The organism is Bacillus sp. 204(2023), assembly GCF_037027505.1.
Lineage (GTDB): Bacteria > Bacillota > Bacilli > Bacillales > Bacillaceae > Bacillus > Bacillus subtilis.
In genome coordinates this window covers 101,445-120,889 of sequence record NZ_JAXCHE010000009.1, presented here as the reverse complement: position 1 = coordinate 120,889, position 19,445 = coordinate 101,445, and the positions used below count along the sequence as shown (strand labels likewise).

Below are 19,445 nucleotides of genomic sequence, written 5' to 3'. Positions count from 1 at the left end.
CCACACCACTTCTTTCTATCTTTAATCTTATTTTAGCTGATAATTCACTGAGAAGAAAGTTCTAACCCCATATTTCGCAGTTTGTTTGCTTGTTTCAAAAAAATACCTGCCGGATGATATTTTTTCTTAAAAAAGCATTGATTTTTTCTCTTGGGAGGAGTAAATTATTTTGAGATTCTATTCAAGATGTATGGAAGGATGACTTTGATGAATTGCTGGAAGACCATAAATCTCATGAAGGATTATGGCGCCGTTCGCATAATATTAACTGCTGTATGTTTTATGATTTTGGTTTTTATATCTACCTTTTTAGCTTTTGAGCTGCTGCGGCCTGGCACAAGCTTAAGCGATGAATATGTATCTTTATTCGGCGGTTTGCTCGTCGTTATTTTATTTGTACATAAAGTCATCCATGTCCTGCCAATCATCTGCAAAAAAAGAAAAATAGAAAAAAAGTTTTACATATTGCGCATGCGCACATGGAAACGTATACCAAAAATAACAATGCTGATTTCACTCGTCAGCCCGTTCTTGCTGATTACACCGGTATTGTTTTACGCAGCACTGGCATTTCCGAATCACGCTCATTATTTTTGCATGATCTCGGGTATTCACGCCGGCTACTGTCTGCCTGATTTCCTGCTGGCTCTCAAGCTGATAAAAGCACCGAAAACCGCTTTTATTGATCAGGAAGCTGACGGCTTGGATATTCTTGTTGAAAAGTAGTCAAACCCTGGTGCTGGTGGCGATTTTTCAATTTGCATTCTATCTTTTTTAATAAATATTTGGTAATGTAATATGGGACAGTTCAGAGAGAGGGGGAATCTCCCATCATTTTATTCTATTTTATCGTGGCTGCCGTGTTTATTTTATATTTCATAAACAGGCTCACCAATACATTATGCCTTGTCAGAGAGATTCCTGAAGAGCGGCAAGATAAGGTATTCCGATTTATTAATGTATCTATATTAATTTTACTGATCTCTTCGTTTGTGGAGATCTCCTTTACAGTGTAAATACGAAAGAAAGCATAGCTGCTGATGAAGCAGCTATGCTTTTTTATGTTGATTAGTACAGCCAAGAAGCGCCGATGATAATCAATAAAATAAATAACACAACCAATAAAGCGAATCCGCCTGCAAATACTTCACCCATCTTAAAAAGCACCTCCTGTAATAAGCTTTATTTACCAATTACATGTTATGCAATTCATGTTTGAAACGATTAGGCGCTAGTGAAAATAAAGGATCGCTTATGTTGCAAGCGATCCTCGGGCTGCTTAGTAGATGTAAGCTGCACCTACGATGATAAGCAAAATGAACAGTACTACGAGCAACGCGAATCCGTTAGAGTATCCTCCGCTCATGTTACATACCTCCTTTTCTTGATCAATATATAAGTATGTCATCAGCAAAAGTTTGACTAGACGAATGCCCTTTATTTAAAATCTTTTTACAGAAAGCCACAATATGTTATGATACGCATAGGTAATTTAATTTGGAATGATTAGGAGTGTTTGAAAACAATGAAGAAAATCGCAATAGCAGCTATCACTGCTACAAGCATCCTCGCTCTCAGTGCATGCAGCAGCGGCGACAAAGAAGTCATCGCAAAAACTGACGCAGGCGATGTCACAAAAGGCGAGCTTTACACAAACATGAAGAAAACAGCTGGCGCAAGCGTACTGACACAGCTAGTGCAAGAAAAAGTATTGGACAAGAAGTATAAAGTTTCGGATAAAGAAATTGACAACAAGCTGAAAGAATACAAAACGCAGCTTGGCGATCAATATACTGCCCTCGAAAAGCAATATGGCAAAGATTACCTGAAAGAACAAGTAAAATATGAATTGCTGACACAAAAAGCGGCTAAAGATAACATCAAAGTAACAGATGATGAAATTAAAGAATACTGGGAAGGCTTAAAAGGCCAGATTCGCGCAAGCCATATCGTTGTCGCTGATAAAAAGACAGCTGAAGAAGTAGAGAAAAAGCTGAAAAAAGGCGAAAAGTTTGAAGATCTTGCGAAAGAATACTCAACAGACTCCACTGCTACAAACGGTGGCGAACTTGGCTGGATTTCAAAAGATAACGAACAACTGGATTCCACATTCAGAAAAGCTGCATTCAAGTTGAAAACAAATGAAGTCAGCAATCCTGTGAAAACACAATTTGGCTACCATATCATCAAAAAGACTGAAGAACGCGGAAAATATGAAGATATGAAAAAAGAACTGAAATCTGAAGTGCTTGAACAAAAACTAAATGACAGCAATGCCGTTCAGGAAGCTGTTCAAAAAGTCATGAAGAAGGCTGACATCGAAGTAAAAGATAAAGATCTGAAAGACACATTTAATACATCTTCAACAAGCAACAGTACTTCTTCATCTTCAAGCAATTCTAAATAATAAAAAAGCTGTGCGGCTCAATGAGCCGCACAGCTTTTTTTATGCGATGGAATGGTTTTGATTTTCTTCTTCATGCTGCTGAGAACTGCGGCGTTCTCGCTCCTTTTCCATCCTCTCCATATAAATCTGCCCTTCTTTTTCAATAAAAGCCTGGTCTACTTTTTCTTCCTCTTTGGCTGCCGCCACAAGTTTATATGCGCTGAAAATAATGCCTACAATACAAAGATACACCCACCACGGAAAAAATAACACGGGCTCCTCCCCCTTTGCATAGATTCTTTATTCTTAACCATATGCGGGAATGAGACGAGTTATGTGCGGGAAAGACGCATCAAAAAGGACTGAGCTGAATATGTCAGCATCAGTCCTTTTTAAGTTATTTATGAAATGTCGGTTTATAAAAGGAACGGTTTTCCAGTGCAAATACACGTTCAGTATACTCGCCCGGCTTCACGCGCTCAAGCGCTCTGTCCATCATATTCATTTTTGCATCCAGATTGTCTATATAGTGAAGAATTTCCGCTTCTTTCACCATCGGCGGTTTCGGGCTGCCCCATTCTGCTTTGCCGTGATGACTCAAAATCAAATGCTGAAGAATTAACACCTCTTCAGAATCGATTTGAAGCTCCTCAGCCGCTTTTGAAAGCTCTGTCACCATGATGGAAATATGGCCGAGCAAATTGCCTTCAACCGTATATGAAGTGGAAACAGGGCCGGACAGCTCCTTCACTTTTCCAAGATCATGCAGGATGACACCGGAGTAAAGCAGATCACGATCAAGAGACGGATATAAATCTGCTATTGCTTTCGCCAGGTTCAGCATAGAGACAACATGATACGCCAAACCTGAGACAAACTCATGGTGGTTTTTCGTAGCCGCCGGATAATCCATAAACTCAGCTTCGTGTTTTTTAACCAAGAACCTTGTGATTCGCTGGATATTCGGATTTTTCATTTCAAATATATATTGAGTGATGGTATCCATCATTTCATTTTTCGGAATCGGCGCGGTTTCTAAAAAATCATCAATATTGACGTTTTCTTGCTCGCTTACCGGTCTGATATTTCTTAGCTTCAGCTGGGTGCGCCCGCGATAATGATGAACATCGCCGACGACCTTGACAATCGTCTGCGGCGCATAGGTCACTTCATCACTTTGCTTGGCATCCCACAGCTTCGCTTCAATATCGCCTGACTGGTCTTGCAGCATCAGCGTCAGAAACGGTTTTCCATTGCTTGCAATCCCTTTCGTCGAGGATTTAATCAATAGATACTGGTCCACCTGTTCGCCAACCTCATGTAGCATAATCCCTTTAGCCATTCTATTAAAGCTCCCTCCGTATCTTACATAATACCAGTATATCACATACCGATTTTCAGCTATAGAACCTCTTTTATGACACCAAATGGATGATTTGGCTGCTATGAAATGCATTTTTTACGTGCTCATGGCATGTAAAATACAAAATCTGCCTACCGCCTTCGGATAAATCATACAGAACATGTAATACACGTTTCAGCCTTTCCTGATCAAAATGAACAAAACTGTCGTCAAGCTGGAACGGAAGCTTTGACCCACCCTGGCGCGTAACGGCCAAAGCAAATCGGATCGCTGTATACAGCTGTTCACACGTCCCTTGTGACAGCTCTTCCGCATGATAGACAGTTCCATCGCGATGCATAACCATGATCGAATCATCCGTTTCGGAAAAATAAATGGTTTGGTAGTTTCCGTCTGTCAGAGGGCGGAAGAATTCTCCTGCCGTCTCCAGAAGGCGCGGAAGCTCGATTTTTTTATGCCGCTCCAATTTGTTTCTGATCACCTGTTTGACCATTTGTATCGAGGCCCATTTTTTAGCCGTTTCTTTTACACGTTCTTTTTGCATTTCGGTTTGAAGCTTGAGGTCTGAGACCATTCCCGAAGCCTCTAATTGTTCCTGTTTGACTGAGAGCAGTGCGATTTGGCTGCGGAGCTGCTCGATCTCCTCAGTCAGCCGCTCTTTTCTTTCATTCTCAACAAATTGCTTATCTTTCAATTCAGAAAGCGTATTGGAATCCGCCAGTTCAAGTTCCTCCGGGTGCCCGCCTTGAAGCTGTGCGTTTACGTGATGAAGCTTGTTCTCCGTATCCTTCAATTGCCTGCTGATGTCGGCTATGGCAAAAAACGCATCTCTGTCTTTTGCAGCAGCCGCGGCAAATAACTGTTCAATCTGTGCGTGGAAATACTGTATTTCTTGCTCAAGTTCAAGCATCTGTTCCTTTGTATAATGAATATCTGTTTCAATTTCCTTTTTTTTCTTCTCAATTTCTTTTTCACGTTCAATGTTTTTCCGCAACGTGTGAAGGGCATCCGAAATGGAGATATCCTGACTCTGATTCACGGGACGAAGCATACTGACGCGTTCTTCGAATGTTCTCCGGTGCTTTTTCAGCCTGCCTGCTTCAATGGTCAGCTCATGCTTTTTCTTCACTTCTTTTTTAACATCCTTCATTAAGCTGTATGCATCAAGCAAAAATGATGGATCTTCCTTAAATCCGAGCTCATTCATAAAACGCTCAACCTGTGTAAAGGACGGCGCCATTTCGGCTTCCCACTGTTCAAACTGCTGGATGACCCTTTCATACGCCGCCTCTTTTTGCTGGAGCGCTGCACGCTGTGTGAGAAGGTGCTGCTTATTGCGGTCATCCTCCCATAACGCTTCTCTAAGCATTTCAGCTTCTGCTGGTGAAATATCCATCATGGGCTGTCTTGTCTCTCGGCTGTTTCGAGAAGACGGTTTTCCTGATACAAGCCAATACACAATAAGTGCAGCGCCGAAACTTATGGCAGGAATCCATTGCTGCAGCAGAAAAAAGAGAACGATGAACAACATACCAGCTGCAATAACAGTCTTTTTCTGTTTAGCCTGCTGTCTTTCAAAAAACTTCAGCTGTTCTCTTAGCTTCGCTTGCTCTTGGTGCTGCCCCTGTGTTTCATCATATGCTCTAAGAGCTGCTTCTTTATCTTTTCTTTGGCTGTTTTCAAGAATCGCGGACGAAGCGGCATGAACGGCCTTTTCCGCGTCTTCCAGCTCTTGCCGAGCAAGTTCAAACGTCTCGTCAAGCTGCCGTTTTCTGTCTCTTGCCTGTACATATTGCTGCACCGCTTGCTGAAGCTGCCATTCATAATCATATGAGGTGTTCATATTCAGGAGCTCATTTTCATCCGTTTTATTGAGCTGTTCCAGCCCTGCCGCTGTCTGCGCAGACGTCTGACGCAGCTGTGCCTGAATGGCGGTCAGCTGTTCTCCCCAGGATTGGTACATATGAAACGCTGCCGAAAGCTCTTGTATCAGCGTTTCTTTCGTCAATAGTTCTTTATCGGGGATAAGCTTTTGCCTCTGTTTGTCCAACTCCGCCATCTTCACCCGAAGCGCCTCAAGCTGTGCTGATTTCGGGTGCAGATGGGATTCATATTTTTCCAGCTGATGCAGTCCGTCAGCAGGAAATTGTCCTGCATGTTCCGGACATTCTGCAATCACCTGTTCGAGTGTCGCTTTTTCATTTAGCAATGGTTTTCGCTCAATCGCTCCCTCAATCATTCGGATATGTCCCGCCGTCTCTTTCAATTCGGTTTCCGCGGCTGCAAGGCGGGCTTCAAGCGTTCGTTTTTCCTCGAGAAGCTGATGATAGCCCGATTCCTCTGCTTCAGCCTGTTTTAGCTTCACTGCCAGCTGCTTAAGCGTTTCCAGCTCCTGATTCAATTGAGGGTTTCGCCCATTTGGTTTATAGAGCCTTTCGCTTTCCTTCGTCAGCCTTGAATCAAGCTTTGATACGGCTTCAGCACCAAACAAGCTGGAAAAGAGCAAAAATTCCCCTATTCTGTCCCGATTAAAGGCGTGAATTTCCTGCAGCCCGAATACGTCAAACGAATATATTGCTTTGTACAACGACCTGTCTGTGCCCTGGAACAGCTGCTTTAAAACATCTCCCTGCTTTACTTCGCCCTTTTCTGTGTACACGCTTAGTTTTTCGGCAGTCCCTTTCGTCCGTTCGATCTTCAGCACCCCATACTCAGGATGTTCAGCTTCAAGAACACCGCCGTAGACACCGCCTGTTTTCGGTTCATACTTTTTCGTTTTCGGAAAACCGAACAGCATGCTTTCAATAAATGACATCATCGTCGTTTTTCCTGCCTCATTTAATCCGTAGATGACTTGGACAGGAGAGGCGGAAAAGTGAAAGGTCCGATTGGAAAATTTTCCGTATTGGTAGATATGTAAAGATATAATTCGCAAAGCTGTCACCGCCTCATGTATCAAGCACCTTAAGCTGTCTTTTCAATAATATCTGTGCCTGCTCTTTTATTTCCTTTACCTCCTCTTGGCTAAACCGGTCCGCGTGCCTTCTATACACTGGATGCCGCTCAAGCCCTTCCAGCACGTCTGACAGATCGCTGCGATCAATGTCTTCAAATAAACCGCCAAAAAAAGGATCAAGGTTTGTTAGGTTTGCTTCGTTTTCTGTCTCATCGTCCAATCCAAGAGGCCAAACGAAATGTTCCTCTTCCGCTTCTTGTTCCTGAAGAGCTTCAAGAAACTCATCCAAGGTGCCTTTTGGCGCCTCCAGCAGCCATTCCGGCGCCGCCCCTTGTAAAACAAGCCTTACACAAACAGGGCTCCCCTTTTTCCGCAGCTTCGAAAACGTGTTCTCCACCATTTGGAAGAGGGCGGTCATATTCTTTGCCTCCGTCACATCAACCGCCACTTTTTCCCATAGGACATCATGCGCTCTCTGAAATTCATAAGATATCTCTCCGTTTGTCACATGAACGAGATAATAGCCTTTATCTCCCGTCTCCTTCATATGGCGTGCTTGCGTGTTTCCCGGGTAAATGACTGTCGGATGCTCGGCAGATAGAACCTGGCGTTTATGTATATGGCCAAGCGCCCAATAATCCATCCCGCTTTTCACGAGGTCGTCATGTGTAAACGGGCAATACGGATCGTGTCCTTCAGATCCTGACAGCGTGCCGTGGAGCATGCCGATATGAAACGGTGCATCAGTTGATCTCCGATAGCGGGCGGCTTGGTTTTCCGTCACTGCTCTGGCTTGATAGCTGAAGCCGTAAATGCTTGCTATGCGCCTGCCTTCTTTAAAAAACGATTTTTCTTCTGGAACAGCGGATGAAAAAATATGGACATTCTCAGGCCATTCAATCGGCGTCCACTCCCCGCCAAGATGATCGTGATTCCCAAAGATGACGTATACTGAAATCCCGCACTCTCTGAGTCTTTCAAACTGTTTTTTCAAAAAGAGCTGAGCCTTTAAGCTTCGATTGGCTTCATCAAACAGATCTCCCGCCAGCAAAATGAAATCAACGTGCTCTCTCACTGCGGCGTCTATCATATGTCTCACGCTTGCAAACGTGCTTTCTTTAATCCGGGCAAAAATCGGCTCCGGCAGATGCGATATCCCGTAAAACGGGCTGTCAAGATGAAGATCTGCCGCATGAATAAAGGTTAGATCAGTCAACATTCTGCTCCTTTCCAGGAAGAAGTACCCTTATTTTAGCACCGAATTCTTGCGAATGCACGTTCTGTCAAAAAAGAAACAGCCTGAGAATCCCCAGGCTGTTTTCCAATCAGTTTTTCGCTAAACGAAGCGCTTGTTTGATCGCTTTGAACGCGCTTGAATTGCCGTAAATTAATACACCGCCTTTATAAATTCTGGCGCCGATAACGGCCAGTATGACAATGGTGAGCAGTGTGATTCCAATTCCGACAGCCGCCTGCCAGAACGGAATATCAAGCATGCCGACGCGCAGGAACATAATCATTGGCGTAAAGAACGGAATAAACGAAGTTACCGTAATAAATCCTGCGTCAGGCGCATTCAAACCGAACATCGCGATCATAAAACCGGCGACAACCAAAAGCGTCATCGGCGTGATCGTTTGCTGCACGTCCTCTATTCTGCTGACGACACTGCCGAGAAACGCGGCAAGTGTCGCGTACAAAAAGTATCCAAGCAAAAAGAAAATGACAGCATAGATGACAGTGGTTGCAGATACGTCGGTCAAATTAAGGAATCCGCCGACAGATGAAGCCGTTTCGCTCTTTTGGTTCAGCTTAAGCGACAGAGAGCCGGCTCCTATAATAATAGCAAGCTGTGTGATCCCGACAAGCCCGATACCAAGCAGCTTTGCAAACATTTGCTGGATCGGCGGCATACTTGAGATCAGGATTTCCATAACTCGCGAAGATTTTTCTGTAGCGACCTCCATCGCAATCATGCTGGCGTACATAATCACCGAAAAATAAATGACGAACAGCATAATGTAAACAAGCCCTACCGTCTGGCCAAGCTCTTCCTCAGACTTTGCCCCTTCTTTCAGCGCCTTCTGCCCCACAGTAACGGGCGCATAAAGGCTGCTGATCGTTTCCTGCGACACGCCGAGCTCCGCTGTTCCGACAGCTGTTTTGGTTTGCGTCAGCGCCTGCTGCAGCGTTTGATACGTGCTTTCATCAGAAATCGTTAACGCTTTATATGTTCCTGAAATGGTCCCTTTTTCATCTCGTTTGATGATGAGCATGCCATCGAGTGATTCATCTTTGACTTGCTTTGTGACCTCATCCTCCGATTGCTTCGACAGCTTCACATCAAGATCGCCGTCTGTATCCACCGCTTTCAGCTGCTTTGAAAAAACCGGATATAATTCGTTTGTTTCATCAACAACGGCGATTTTTTCTTTCGCATCGTCACCTTGAAACAAAGAAATGATCGACTCCAGATTCGTTACAACTAAAACAAGCAGCACCGTGATGACAGTCGAAATAATAAAGGATTTTGCCATAATCTTATTTTTGTATGTATGAGAAAGCATGATCCAAAATTTATTCATAGACGGCCCCCACCTTTTCTATAAAAATATCATGCAGTGACGGCTCTTCAAGCTCAAACTTTCTGATAAACCCTTTTCCCTGTAGCATCGCAAAAATCTCTTGAGAAATGTCTTCATTGGCAATCTGCAGCTTGATGCCGTCTGCCGTTTCCTTCCATTGAAGAATGCCTTCATGGGACTGCAAAAAGCGCAGATCGTCATCGGAGTGAATGGTAACATTCTTTTTACCGAAAGAACGCTTGATCTCCTTCAGCTTGCCTTGTACAACCGGTTTTCCTTTCTGCAATATGCAAAGGTTCTCACAAAGCTCCTCCACATGTTCCATCCGATGGCTTGAAAATAAAATAGAAACACCGCTGTTTTTCAGCGAGATCACAGCCTCTTTTAAGAGCTCAACATTGACAGGGTCCAAGCCGCTGAATGGTTCATCTAGAATCAGGAGCTCCGGCTTATGCAAAACTGCCGAAATGAATTGGATTTTCTGCTGATTCCCCTTTGAAAGCTCTTCCACCTTCTTATTCTCGTAATCTGTTATATTGAAGCGTTCAAGCCATGTACCGAGCTCTTTTACAGCCTCTCGCTTCTCCATCCCTTTTAATCTGGCAAGATAGACGAGCTGATCCTTTACCTTCATTTTCGGATAAAGGCCCCGCTCTTCCGGCAGATAACCGATTTTGTTGCTGATATGATAATTCACAGGACGGCCCTTCCAGCTGATTGAGCCCTCCGTAATGCTTAATAATCCTAGGATCATGCGAAACGTCGTTGTTTTTCCCGCTCCGTTTGCGCCTAATAGACCGAACATTTGCTGTTCCGGAATATCTAAGTCCAATCCGTCAACGGCTTTATAATCTCCAAATGTCTTCGTTACGTGATCAATTGTAAGCACTGAATCTCCTCCTTCCCTGACCCATTATATACTAATTTTGGATAAAGCATAATAAAGGATTTTGATTTCCTTTTTAGAATATAAATGAAGAAAGACTGATAAACCTTAAAATGGAGGAGAAACCTGATGGCTGATTATTTCCTTACCGTATTTGATCCTTCGGGGAACACGCTGGTAAACGAGCAATTCGAGGCAGAACATGAAGAAGCGGCAAAAACGCATGGTGAAGCCCTCTTAAAAGAAAAAGAGCTTCATAGTCATACTCATCGTTTAGTCAATGCAGCCGGAAAGCTGATTTTGTTTCACAGATGATCAGCTTTCCGGCTGATCTGTTACGCTTGAAACTTCGGCTCCCGTTTTTCTAAAAAGGCACGGATTCCTTCTTGGTGATCCTTGGTCCTTCTCATTCTCTCTTGGGCGCTGCGCTCAAGGGATAGCACTTTTTTCAGTTCTTCAATTTGGAGGCTTTGAAAAATAGCTTTCGTTTCGATCATCGCCAAAAGAGGGGAGGCCAACAGGGTTTCGATAATGGGTCTTGCGCCTTCGGCAGGGTCTCCGGCAAATGTCCCATCAAGAAGCCCCATATCGGCAGCTTCCGAGGCAGATAGTTTTTTTCCGCTCCAAATCAGTTTTTTCGCTTTTGCTTCACCGATTCTTTTCTTCAGCAAATAATGTCCTCCGCCGTCCGGAACTAGCCCAATGCCGATAAAATTCATCGCGAGAACGGCGTTTTTTTCAGCGAGCACAATGTCCGCACAAAGCGCCAAACTCAGGCCCAGTCCCGCAGCAGCGCCATGAATGGCTGCAATTGTCACTTTCTTCATCTGATATAAATTCAAGGTGACAGCCTCAATCGTATCCATCAGCCGTTTAAATTGATCAGAGTCATGCTCTGACGTCATCATCCTGATATCACCACCGGCCGAAAAGCCTTTGCCGCTTCCTCTCAGGAGAACGATGAGCGCCTCGCTTTCAGCCGCCATTTCGACTGCCTCCTTCAATTCAGACAGCATCTGTTCATTCAGGGCGTGATGGGCATCTGGCCGATTCAGGATAATCTCTGCAACGGCCCCATTACATGCATATTGAACAAACTCCATATAAAGCACCTCCATGTATGCGCTTACTTTTTTTCTTTCTCCTATACATTCCCCGCCATCCTCAAATAAACCTTTTTATTTTTCAAGGTCAATAGATACTGAAAAATGCATATTGTTTGAATGGAAACATAAAGTTTTATATAGTGAAAAAGAAGGGATATCTTGATGAGAAGGGAGGAAAGGAACATGGATAAATTGCTGATCAGTTTTCTGTTAAGTTTATTTATGGTGTACTTTCCCCCTTCGGACGTGGTTCTGCCTTCCCAGTTTGAAGCAAGCACTGACAGCTATGTGCCTATGTCCTCATATCCGCAGGAAACACAATCGGCAAAAACGCCGTCGCCGGGCAGCATTCACCCGGCTGAGCTGATCAAAGAGTACAGCCCGCTGGCACAGTCTGTCAGGCATCTCTCTGTCAAACCACTTGACGAACCGCTGATAAACAGGCTGGAAAAGGCTTGTGCCGTCCCTGTCAAATACCAGTCTAATTACCTCCGAATATAATTTGCTCAAGTTTTATTTGTAACTCACCCCATACTGCCAACACTACATTCGGAGGGATTTTCATTGAATATTAAAGAAAACGATCTGCCGGGCATCGGCAAAAAGTTTGAAATCGAAACAAGAAGCCACGAAAAAATGACGATTATCATTCATGATGACGGAAGAAGGGAAATTTACCGGTTTAATGACCGGGACCCGGATGAGCTTCTTTCAAATATTTCATTGGATGATTCTGAAGCAAGGCAAATTGCAGCTATTCTCGGGGGCATGGTCTATAAACCGCAAGCTCTGGAGTCCATCGAAATGGCCTTCAGCGATCTTATTATTGAATGGTTTAAGGTCGAAAAAGGCGCCAAATCGATCGGACGCACACTCGGTGAGCTTGATGTTCGCCAGAATTACGATGTCACTGTTATTGCGATTATCAAACACAACCAGGAAAAGCTCCTAAATCCCGGAGCGGATTCGATTATTGAAGAAAATGACACCCTTGTCCTCTCAGGTGAGAGAAAGCATCTGAAGAAACTGATTCACGATTTTCTTTCTGGAGAGGGCGTGTGAGCCCCGATGGACCATCTTGTATTTGAAGTCGGAACTGCACTTGTGCTTGTGGCAATCGCCAGTGTGATCGCCAATAAAATTAAATTTTCGATTATTCCGTTTCTGATTGTGCTGGGAATGCTTGTTGGACCGCACGCGCCGAAAATGGGGATTATTGATCTAACATTTATTCAAAGCAGTGAAATCATCGAGTTTTTCGGGCGAATGGGCGTACTGTTCCTCCTCTTCTATCTCGGACTCGAATTCTCTGTCGGGAAGTTAATCAAATCAGGAAAATCAATCGCGGTCGGCGGGACGATTTATATTTTGATTAACTTCAGCCTCGGACTGCTTTACGGGTTTATCACCGGATTTTCCTTTCTGGAAGTCCTCATCCTCGCAGGCGTCATCACAATCTCGTCAAGTGCGATTGTCGCAAAAGTGCTCGTTGATTTAAAAAGAACCGCCAACCCGGAAACCGAATTGATTCTCGGCATCATCATGTTTGAAGATATTTTCCTTGCCGTATATCTGTCCGTTGTTTCCGGCCTTATACTAGGTGATGCGACATCCGTAGGGAGTGCACTCTTGTCCATTTTGATCGCCTTCGGTTATATGCTGCTGTTTTTTATCGCAGCAAGAAAACTCCCGCCGCTGTTGAACAAACTGTTGGACATTCGCTCAAACGAAGTGTTTATTATCGTCATTTTCGCAGCACTCTTTTTTATCGCCGGGTTTTCAGAGACGATTCATGTAGCAGAAGCAATCGGCGCGCTGCTGCTCGGTTTGGTCTTTTCAGAAACAGAGCATTCCGATAGGATTGAACACCTCGTTGTTCCGTTTCGCGACTTCTTCGGTGCGATGTTCTTTTTCAGCTTCGGCCTCAGTATCGATCCGTTTTCGCTTGGTGAAGCGGTTTGGCTTGCGTTGGGTGCAGTGATTTTGACCATTCTGGGAAATTTTATCGCCGGAATGGTGGCAGGACGACGCGCAGGGCTTTCTCATAAGGCTTCATCGAATATCGGGCTGACGATCGTATCGCGGGGAGAATTTTCGATTATCGTTGCGAATCTCGGGATAGCCGGCGGACTGTCGGCCACATTAAAGCCGTTTGCCGCATTATATGTCCTCATTCTGGCGATTTTGGGACCGCTTGTCACAAAGGAATCAAAACGAATTTACCGCTTGCTGAACAAGGTATTTAAATGGAAGCCTGAGGTTCAGCCCGCAAAAAAACAGGGATAAAAAAAGCAGCACTGTAATCAGTGCTGCTTTGTCGTTTTTTCAAAAATCTGCTCTAAATATTTGATTTTTTCGTCCGTGTAGTGCTCGAAGCGCTCATTGTACGATTTCGGATCTTTCGGATTCGCAAAATGCGTAATTTTCCCTGTATCCCGATCAATAAATTTACTAGCAGCGCCGCAGCCGATGCCAATAATCGTCTGCACCTCTTCCATAATCATAATGTTGTAGATGCTTTCTTGTCCCGGCAAAGAGTATCCGACGTTTTCAAGGTTTCCAAGAATGTTTTTCTGGCGGTATAAATAATAAGGCACGTACCCATGCTCTTTCGTCCAGGCTACCGCGTCTTCCATCATTTGAGAAACCTCTTCCCTGCCGGCAACTTTGTACTTATGCTTGTTTCTCGTCATTTCTGACGCCCGTTTAAATGAAAGAGTATGAACGGTAAGGGATTCCGGCATCAGTTTTTCTGTTTCTGAAAGACTGTGCCTGAACTCCTTCACGCCTTCCCCAGGCAAACCAATAATCAAGTCCATGTTAATATTATTCATGCCGTGTTGGCGTGACAGATGATATTTCTCAATGGTCTCTTCAACCGTATGGTGCCGCCCGATCGCCTTTAGCGTTTCGTTTTCGTAGGATTGCGGATTGATGCTGATCCGATCAATGTCATATTTGTTTAAAACGGCGAGTTTTTCTTCTGTAATCGTGTCAGGACGACCGGCCTCCACCGTAATCTCACGAATGTTTTTCACATCCGGGAAGGAGCGGACCATTTCTTCATACAGCAGATCCATCTCCTCCGCTGTAATGCTTGTCGGCGTCCCGCCGCCAAAGTAAATGGTTGTAACCTTAACATCATGCTCCTTCAGCCATTCACCGATTTTCTGCATTTCGTAATGCAGTCCCCATAGGAATGAGCCGACTCTGCCCGCCTGTCCTTGGATAGCGTACGCAGGGAATGTGCAATACGCGCATTTTGTCGGGCAGAACGGAATGCCGATATAAATGCTGACTTCATCCTTTACTCGGTACAAATCCGGCACTGCCGCCAGCTGACGGTCAACAATTTCCTGCATTAGCATGATTTTTTCATCATGAATTAAATAGTCTTTTTTCAACTCAGCATGCGCTTGCTCCTTGGACATTCCGCTTTGCAGTTTTTTATGAAGCAGCTTTGTGGGCCGGATTCCTGTGAGGATTCCCCACTTCTGCGTAATGCCCGTATGCGCCTGAAGAAGATTGAGATACACATAAGAAATTGTGTTTTTCACTTGCTTAAAAGCTTCTTTTTCAGTCATGCCGGGAGAAAAAATTTTTGTATGCTGTTCCTTTATGCCAGTTCCCTTCACTTCTCCCGAAACCGTCACATGCTCATCCGTTTGTGACAACGCTAAAGAAATGACAAAATCTGCGGGCTCCTCTCCGCCATACGCAAGCTCGCACTCTTCATAAAACAAATTTGCAATATTTTGCAGAGGCCGATGCAGGCGGTCATCATGTATGCCTTCTATTTTAATTTGCAACTTCATCACCTAATTTATCAGATTCAAAACTTTCTTTAGTGTACAGAAATAAACTGCTAAAATCAATCCGGCAAAAAAGCCGCCGCACCTGTCAGGGTGCGAGCGGCTTTTTTACACACGTTTCATGTGGAACTTATCAAGAAATCCTTTTCGCTGCTGCATTCGGAAATATTCCTTCATCATATAAGCGACACCTTGCTCGTCATTGGACCTTGTAACCCAATCTGCCTTTCTCTTAATTTCCGGAACGGCATTCCCCATCGCTACCCCAAGACCGGCAAGTTCGATCATCGGCAGATCGTCATACTGATGCCCAATGGCCACGACATCATCCATACTCAGGCCCAGCTCTGAAGCGACGAGGGCCAAACCCGCTTCCTTCGAGACACCTTTCGGGACGATATTCAGCTTCTCATCGTTTACGCGAATCACATCCACTGCAGGGAAGGCTTTTGTAATCGTTTCTGTAATGTCATGCTGAATGTCGTGCTCCGTGTACACCTCGATGACGGGTGCACTCACCGGCTCATCCATGAGGAGATCGCTTAATGATTCAACGAACTGGACTGGATAAAAGATCGGGTCAGACGGATGAATGAGTGCTTTACCCAATAAATTCGAATTCACCTTTTTCTTGTTTCCGATGGAATACTTTTCGTGAAGAAGCCGAATATTACATTGATAGCTCTCCAGCACTTGAACAATGTTAAAGGTATGATCATCAGAAATTCTTTTTTCAAAAAACGGGGCGTCAATTTTCTCAGCGATATATGCCCCGCTATGGGTGATCAGCTTGGCATCAAGCTTTAGCGATTTCGCTATTTTCTGTGCTGAGCGAAAATGACGGTTGGTCACAAGTGTGACGTAAATCCCTTTTTTCTTTACATATTCAATCGCGTCTTTCGTTGCCTGATGAATCTTCCCGTTCGACCGAAGCAGCGCTCCATCTATATTTAAGGCAAGCAATTGTTTTGACACAGAGATGTCCCCCTCCTTGATGACTGTACTTGTGTATAGGATATGACCCTGTCTCTGTGTTTAGAACAACCTTTTCTTAAAGCAAAAAAAGCCTGGCTCAGCAGACTTTATGTATGGCTTGTTGATAGGATACGATCGAAGCAGCCATTCTCCCTAATATCGTTATTTCGATTTACGAAAAATCATGTATCAGGAACCCCTTGTTTGACCAATGATGCGCTCCGAACACTTACTCTCTGTTGCTTATCCCCTCTATATAACGGCATGATATGCGACCGTATCCATTTGAAATAGGTAAGTGTAGGCGCTTTCAATGTTATTATCTCAGTTTTCTTTTCCGATGACAAGGGTTTTTTTAACTAAAAAAAGTAACCAACTTTTGTATATCCGTGGTAGGATCAGTTGTTAATTTTTAGGACTATACACTTGATCCAGAACGTACATTCCCATACGATATAAATAATAAACGAAAAAGCGGTGTTTATATGGCTGATTTAAAAGAAATATATAATGAAGAACTGATATCTCAGTTGATCCATCATGTAAGGTCATCCTATCCTGATTTTAACAAAAACAGATTCTTGGATACATTACGGCTGGAGGACTGGCCTGAACTCACTTTAAAAGAGCGGATGCGCCGCGTGACAGTTTCTTTATACGAAACTTTGCCAAAACAATACGTTGAAGCGCTCACAATTTTACGGGATACAGCCCCTCATTTTAAAGGACTCAGCGGAATTTTATTTCCAGATTATGTGGAACAGTACGGGTTAGCGCATTGGGAAGAATCAATAAAGGCATTGGAATACTTTACGCAATATTCGACCTCAGAATTTGCTGTAAGGCCTTTTTTGCTGTTAGATCAAGAAAAGATGATTGCACAATTGCTTGCATGGTCTGAGCATAAAAATGAACACGTGAGAAGACTTGCGAGCGAAGGCAGCAGACCCCGCCTGCCATGGGGAAAATCGATACCGGCTTTGAAATCGGACCCTTCCCCCGTATTGCCGATCCTTGACAAGCTGATGCAGGACGAGTCCTTATATGTAAGAAAAAGCGTGGCCAACAACCTTAATGATATATCAAAAACGCATCCTCATTTACTGAGAAAAGTCGCAGATCAATGGTACGGAACACATCCCCATACAGACTGGATTATCAAACACGCCTATCGGACCTTATTAAAAAAGGGTGATAAACAGGCCTTAGCGCTTTTTGGTTATGAAAATGCTGATTCGATACAACTACATGATTTAACATGCCAGCCCAAACGTATAGTTATTGGCGAAAGCCTTGAATTTTCTTTCTATATTCATTCAGACAGGGATCAAAAAGTAAGAATTGAGTACGCAATTGATTTTGTAAAAGCAAGAGGCCAGCGTCATCAGAAAGTATTTAAAATAACAGAAACAAATATACGAAAAAACGAAACGAAATCATACACAAGAATCCAATCCTTTAAGGATTTAACCACCAGAAAGCATTACAAAGGAATTCATACATTATCAGTCATCATCAATGGAGAGGTAACAGATTCATTGGATTTCCAAGTTTGCTGAATGAATAAAAAATCCCTTCTTATCCAAGAAGGGATTTTGCTTATTAGCCTTCAACACTGCCGTAAAGCTCTTCCAAAGGCTTCATAATGATTTTGTTCAATTCACCAATCAGCATGCTCATGCGCTGCTCCGCTTCCATCAGCTGAGAAATTTTTTCGTGCTGCTGTACAAGCGCAACTGTTTTTTGAGCCTGCGTCACTTCTTCTTGTGTAATCTCTTCTCCTGCCATTTGTTTTTGCTGGAGTCTAAGCTGTACATCACGGAAGTTTTCGAACATGCGCTTCGCTGATTCATCTGCGTTAACTTCGTCGTAAAGGTTTTTTAAACGGGTGAACTCTTCGCTCCCGCGTAATGCATTTTCCAGATCATACGCTACATCATAAAAATTAACAGCCATTGTAAATAGCTCCTTTCATCATTGCCGTTTGACATACCACTCCACTATAACAGACTATGGAGATCCTTTCATTAATCAGAACCCATTTCTTCTTAAAAAAGGATGACAAACAGTGCTTGAATCGCGCCTATAATTCCGCCGAGAAGGCCCCCCAAATAGGTAATCATTTTAAATTCTTTTTTTGAAATGGACAGCACCATTTCTTCAAGACGCTCCACCGGGAACTGATCCACCTGCTCCTTGACGATTTCCTCAAGACGCAACCGTTTTAAGACACTTTCAAGGTTGGACGAAATCCCTTCAAGCAATTTGTCTAACAGTGCCGGCAGCATTTGCTGGGTCAGCTCAGATTCATAGCGGACGGTAAGCGTGCCAATCGTATTGTTGAAGAAAGGGGCAGTCGAAAATGCTTGCAGCATTCTTCGTTTCAAACTGAAAATGAGCGCCTTTGCATTCCATTTTTCGTCTGCTTCATTAAACGTATACTCCCTCAGCTTGCCCCATTCGTTTTTTAAGAGATCAGAAAGCAATTTATTTGTTTCCTCATTCCGCAAGAATTTCAGCAGCTCCGGCAGCACGCGATCCGCAAGGCTTGAATTGCCAAGAAACATTTGCACCATGCTTCCAAGCATGCCGCGCTCTTTTAAAAAGTCATCAATCATATTGCCAAGACGGATTTTTCCTTCATCACTTTCAAAATAACGGACACTCCGTGACAATATATATCCTGAAATCATCGGAATTTTTTCCTCAAGCTTTTCCTGCACCTCTATAGGCACCAGCTCTTTTAACGATTGGTCCCCGTATTGGCGGAAAAGCTCATTCAGCTTATCATCCGTCCAGCTGCTGATCCATGCATCAGCAGCTTTTTCGGGGCGCTTCATCCCGGCTTTTTCAAGCGCTTCTTTTACTGTCACTTCAGAAAGTGACAGCTTTTGAATCAGCTGTTCCCCCACTCGAAGAGCCTGCGTTTTGGCTGCATCAGAGACGAGCCGCTTTTTAATGCCTTCAGGGGTTAAGAGATGATTGACTACCATCAGTCCCATTTGTTTTGCAAGTTCATCTCGCCGTCTTGGAATCAGCCCGGGCGTAAAAGGAACTCGCTTCCCAAACAAATAGTACGCTTTATACGGCCTAAACAGCATTTGAATTGCTAAATGATTGGTCACCGCTCCAATGGCAGCGCCGATCACGATCATAAAAATAAAGGTTCCTGCAATACCCATTCCTATTCATCTTCCTCCATCTGTGCTTCAGCTTTTTTCATATAGATTATGTACCTATACGTATTATAGAGGCTCATGCAATCACTTAGCAAACGAGGAGACAAATTCCTGTTCTTAGAAAATCAGCTTGTTCTTTTGGAATAGGGCAAGGTGAAGAATCGTATTCTGTAAAGTAGAATACCGTCAGCTGCGTT

The 19,445-nt window shown here is 43.8% G+C and carries 21 protein-coding genes; 8 read left to right on the top strand and 13 right to left on the bottom strand.

Annotated features, from left to right (window positions below):
- The first annotated feature begins 207 nt into the window (after window positions 1–207).
- Window positions 208–726: a DUF3267 domain-containing protein gene (locus WA279_RS17365; protein ID WP_336156137.1), complete on the top strand. Its 519-nt coding sequence runs from the start codon at window positions 208–210 to the stop codon at window positions 724–726.
- 107 nt (window positions 727–833) lie between these two features.
- Complete coding sequence (locus WA279_RS17360; protein WP_024571667.1) at window positions 834–1,016, top strand: hypothetical protein; 183 nt, start codon at window positions 834–836, stop codon at window positions 1,014–1,016.
- A 52-nt stretch (window positions 1,017–1,068) separates the two neighbouring features.
- Here WA279_RS17360 and yhzE2 read toward each other — a convergent pair whose 3' ends face one another.
- Both yhzE2 and yhzE1 read right to left on the bottom strand, forming a co-directional pair.
- Entirely contained in the window at window positions 1,069–1,155 is an 87-nt protein-coding gene (yhzE2, locus tag WA279_RS17355; protein WP_003155248.1) for a sporulation protein YhzE2, read from the bottom strand.
- Window positions 1,156–1,279: 124 nt separating this feature from the next.
- Entirely contained in the window at window positions 1,280–1,366 is an 87-nt protein-coding gene (yhzE1, locus tag WA279_RS17350; protein WP_003327753.1) for a sporulation protein YhzE1, read from the bottom strand.
- Window positions 1,367–1,525: 159 nt separating this feature from the next.
- Between yhzE1 and WA279_RS17345 the strand changes: the two genes are divergently transcribed.
- Window positions 1,526–2,407: a peptidylprolyl isomerase gene (locus WA279_RS17345; protein WP_213414377.1), complete on the top strand. Its 882-nt coding sequence runs from the start codon at window positions 1,526–1,528 to the stop codon at window positions 2,405–2,407.
- 39 nt (window positions 2,408–2,446) lie between these two features.
- On the opposite strand, the gene yhaL is transcribed toward WA279_RS17345, so the two are convergent.
- The 6 genes from yhaL to WA279_RS17315 all read right to left on the bottom strand — a co-directional run bounded on the left by yhaL (window position 2,447) and on the right by WA279_RS17315 (window position 10,179).
- Window positions 2,447–2,659 (bottom strand): sporulation protein YhaL, encoded by a 213-nt coding sequence (gene yhaL / locus WA279_RS17340; RefSeq protein WP_003233252.1) that lies wholly within the window; start codon window positions 2,657–2,659, stop codon window positions 2,447–2,449.
- 124 nt (window positions 2,660–2,783) lie between these two features.
- On the bottom strand, window positions 2,784–3,728 hold the full coding sequence (gene yhaM, locus WA279_RS17335; RefSeq protein WP_336156135.1) for a 3'-5' exoribonuclease YhaM: 945 nt from the start codon (window positions 3,726–3,728) through the stop codon (window positions 2,784–2,786).
- A gap of 73 nt (window positions 3,729–3,801) precedes the next feature.
- Window positions 3,802–6,693, bottom strand: a complete 2,892-nt coding sequence (gene sbcE, locus WA279_RS17330; protein ID WP_336156133.1) for a DNA repair/recombination ATPase SbcE — start codon at window positions 6,691–6,693, stop codon at window positions 3,802–3,804.
- Between the two features lie 4 nt (window positions 6,694–6,697).
- On the bottom strand, window positions 6,698–7,924 hold the full coding sequence (locus WA279_RS17325; RefSeq protein WP_336156131.1) for a metallophosphoesterase family protein: 1,227 nt from the start codon (window positions 7,922–7,924) through the stop codon (window positions 6,698–6,700).
- A gap of 106 nt (window positions 7,925–8,030) precedes the next feature.
- Entirely contained in the window at window positions 8,031–9,290 is a 1,260-nt protein-coding gene (locus WA279_RS17320; RefSeq protein ID WP_003244912.1) for an ABC transporter permease, read from the bottom strand.
- On the bottom strand, window positions 9,283–10,179 hold the full coding sequence (locus WA279_RS17315) for an ABC transporter ATP-binding protein (protein ID WP_123373318.1): 897 nt from the start codon (window positions 10,177–10,179) through the stop codon (window positions 9,283–9,285). Before WA279_RS17315 ends, WA279_RS17320 begins: the two co-directional genes overlap by 8 nt.
- 126 nt (window positions 10,180–10,305) lie before the next feature.
- Between WA279_RS17315 and WA279_RS17310 the strand changes: the two genes are divergently transcribed.
- Window positions 10,306–10,491 carry a YhzD family protein gene (locus tag WA279_RS17310; protein ID WP_003233264.1) on the top strand — a complete coding sequence of 62 codons (186 nt, stop codon included), beginning with the start codon at window positions 10,306–10,308 and terminating at the stop codon, window positions 10,489–10,491.
- A gap of 20 nt (window positions 10,492–10,511) precedes the next feature.
- Here the strand turns inward: WA279_RS17310 and WA279_RS17305 are convergent, their stop codons facing one another.
- On the bottom strand, window positions 10,512–11,279 hold the full coding sequence (locus tag WA279_RS17305) for an enoyl-CoA hydratase (RefSeq protein ID WP_327845617.1): 768 nt from the start codon (window positions 11,277–11,279) through the stop codon (window positions 10,512–10,514).
- A 165-nt stretch (window positions 11,280–11,444) separates the two neighbouring features.
- Between WA279_RS17305 and khtS the strand changes: the two genes are divergently transcribed.
- The 3 genes from khtS to khtU all read left to right on the top strand — a co-directional run bounded on the left by khtS (window position 11,445) and on the right by khtU (window position 13,568).
- Window positions 11,445–11,783: a K(+)/H(+) antiporter modulator KhtS gene (khtS, locus tag WA279_RS17300; protein WP_080475155.1), complete on the top strand. Its 339-nt coding sequence runs from the start codon at window positions 11,445–11,447 to the stop codon at window positions 11,781–11,783.
- Between the two features lie 63 nt (window positions 11,784–11,846).
- Complete coding sequence (gene khtT / locus WA279_RS17295; RefSeq protein WP_003233269.1) at window positions 11,847–12,344, top strand: K(+)/H(+) antiporter subunit KhtT; 498 nt, start codon at window positions 11,847–11,849, stop codon at window positions 12,342–12,344.
- Between the two features lie 6 nt (window positions 12,345–12,350).
- Window positions 12,351–13,568, top strand: coding sequence for a K(+)/H(+) antiporter subunit KhtU (gene khtU, locus WA279_RS17290; RefSeq protein WP_003233272.1), 1,218 nt, complete (start codon window positions 12,351–12,353; stop codon window positions 13,566–13,568).
- A gap of 17 nt (window positions 13,569–13,585) precedes the next feature.
- On the opposite strand, the gene WA279_RS17285 is transcribed toward khtU, so the two are convergent.
- The gene (locus WA279_RS17285; protein WP_014476306.1) at window positions 13,586–15,091 is read right to left on the bottom strand and encodes a coproporphyrinogen III oxidase; all 1,506 of its coding nucleotides are present in this window, start codon (window positions 15,089–15,091) and stop codon (window positions 13,586–13,588) included.
- Window positions 15,092–15,202: 111 nt separating this feature from the next.
- Window positions 15,203–16,069, bottom strand: coding sequence for a Cof-type HAD-IIB family hydrolase (locus tag WA279_RS17280; protein WP_003233277.1), 867 nt, complete (start codon window positions 16,067–16,069; stop codon window positions 15,203–15,205).
- A 485-nt stretch (window positions 16,070–16,554) separates the two neighbouring features.
- On the opposite strand from WA279_RS17280, the gene WA279_RS17275 reads away from it, so the two are divergent.
- A complete protein-coding gene (locus WA279_RS17275) occupies window positions 16,555–17,628 on the top strand; it encodes a DNA alkylation repair protein (protein ID WP_336156123.1) in 1,074 nt (357 codons plus the stop codon).
- 43 nt (window positions 17,629–17,671) lie between these two features.
- Here WA279_RS17275 and WA279_RS17270 read toward each other — a convergent pair whose 3' ends face one another.
- Window positions 17,672–18,025: a YlbF family regulator gene (locus WA279_RS17270; RefSeq protein ID WP_003224239.1), complete on the bottom strand. Its 354-nt coding sequence runs from the start codon at window positions 18,023–18,025 to the stop codon at window positions 17,672–17,674.
- A 92-nt stretch (window positions 18,026–18,117) separates the two neighbouring features.
- On the bottom strand, window positions 18,118–19,251 hold the full coding sequence (locus tag WA279_RS17265; protein WP_021479649.1) for a DUF445 domain-containing protein: 1,134 nt from the start codon (window positions 19,249–19,251) through the stop codon (window positions 18,118–18,120).
- Window positions 19,252–19,445 lie beyond the last annotated feature (194 nt).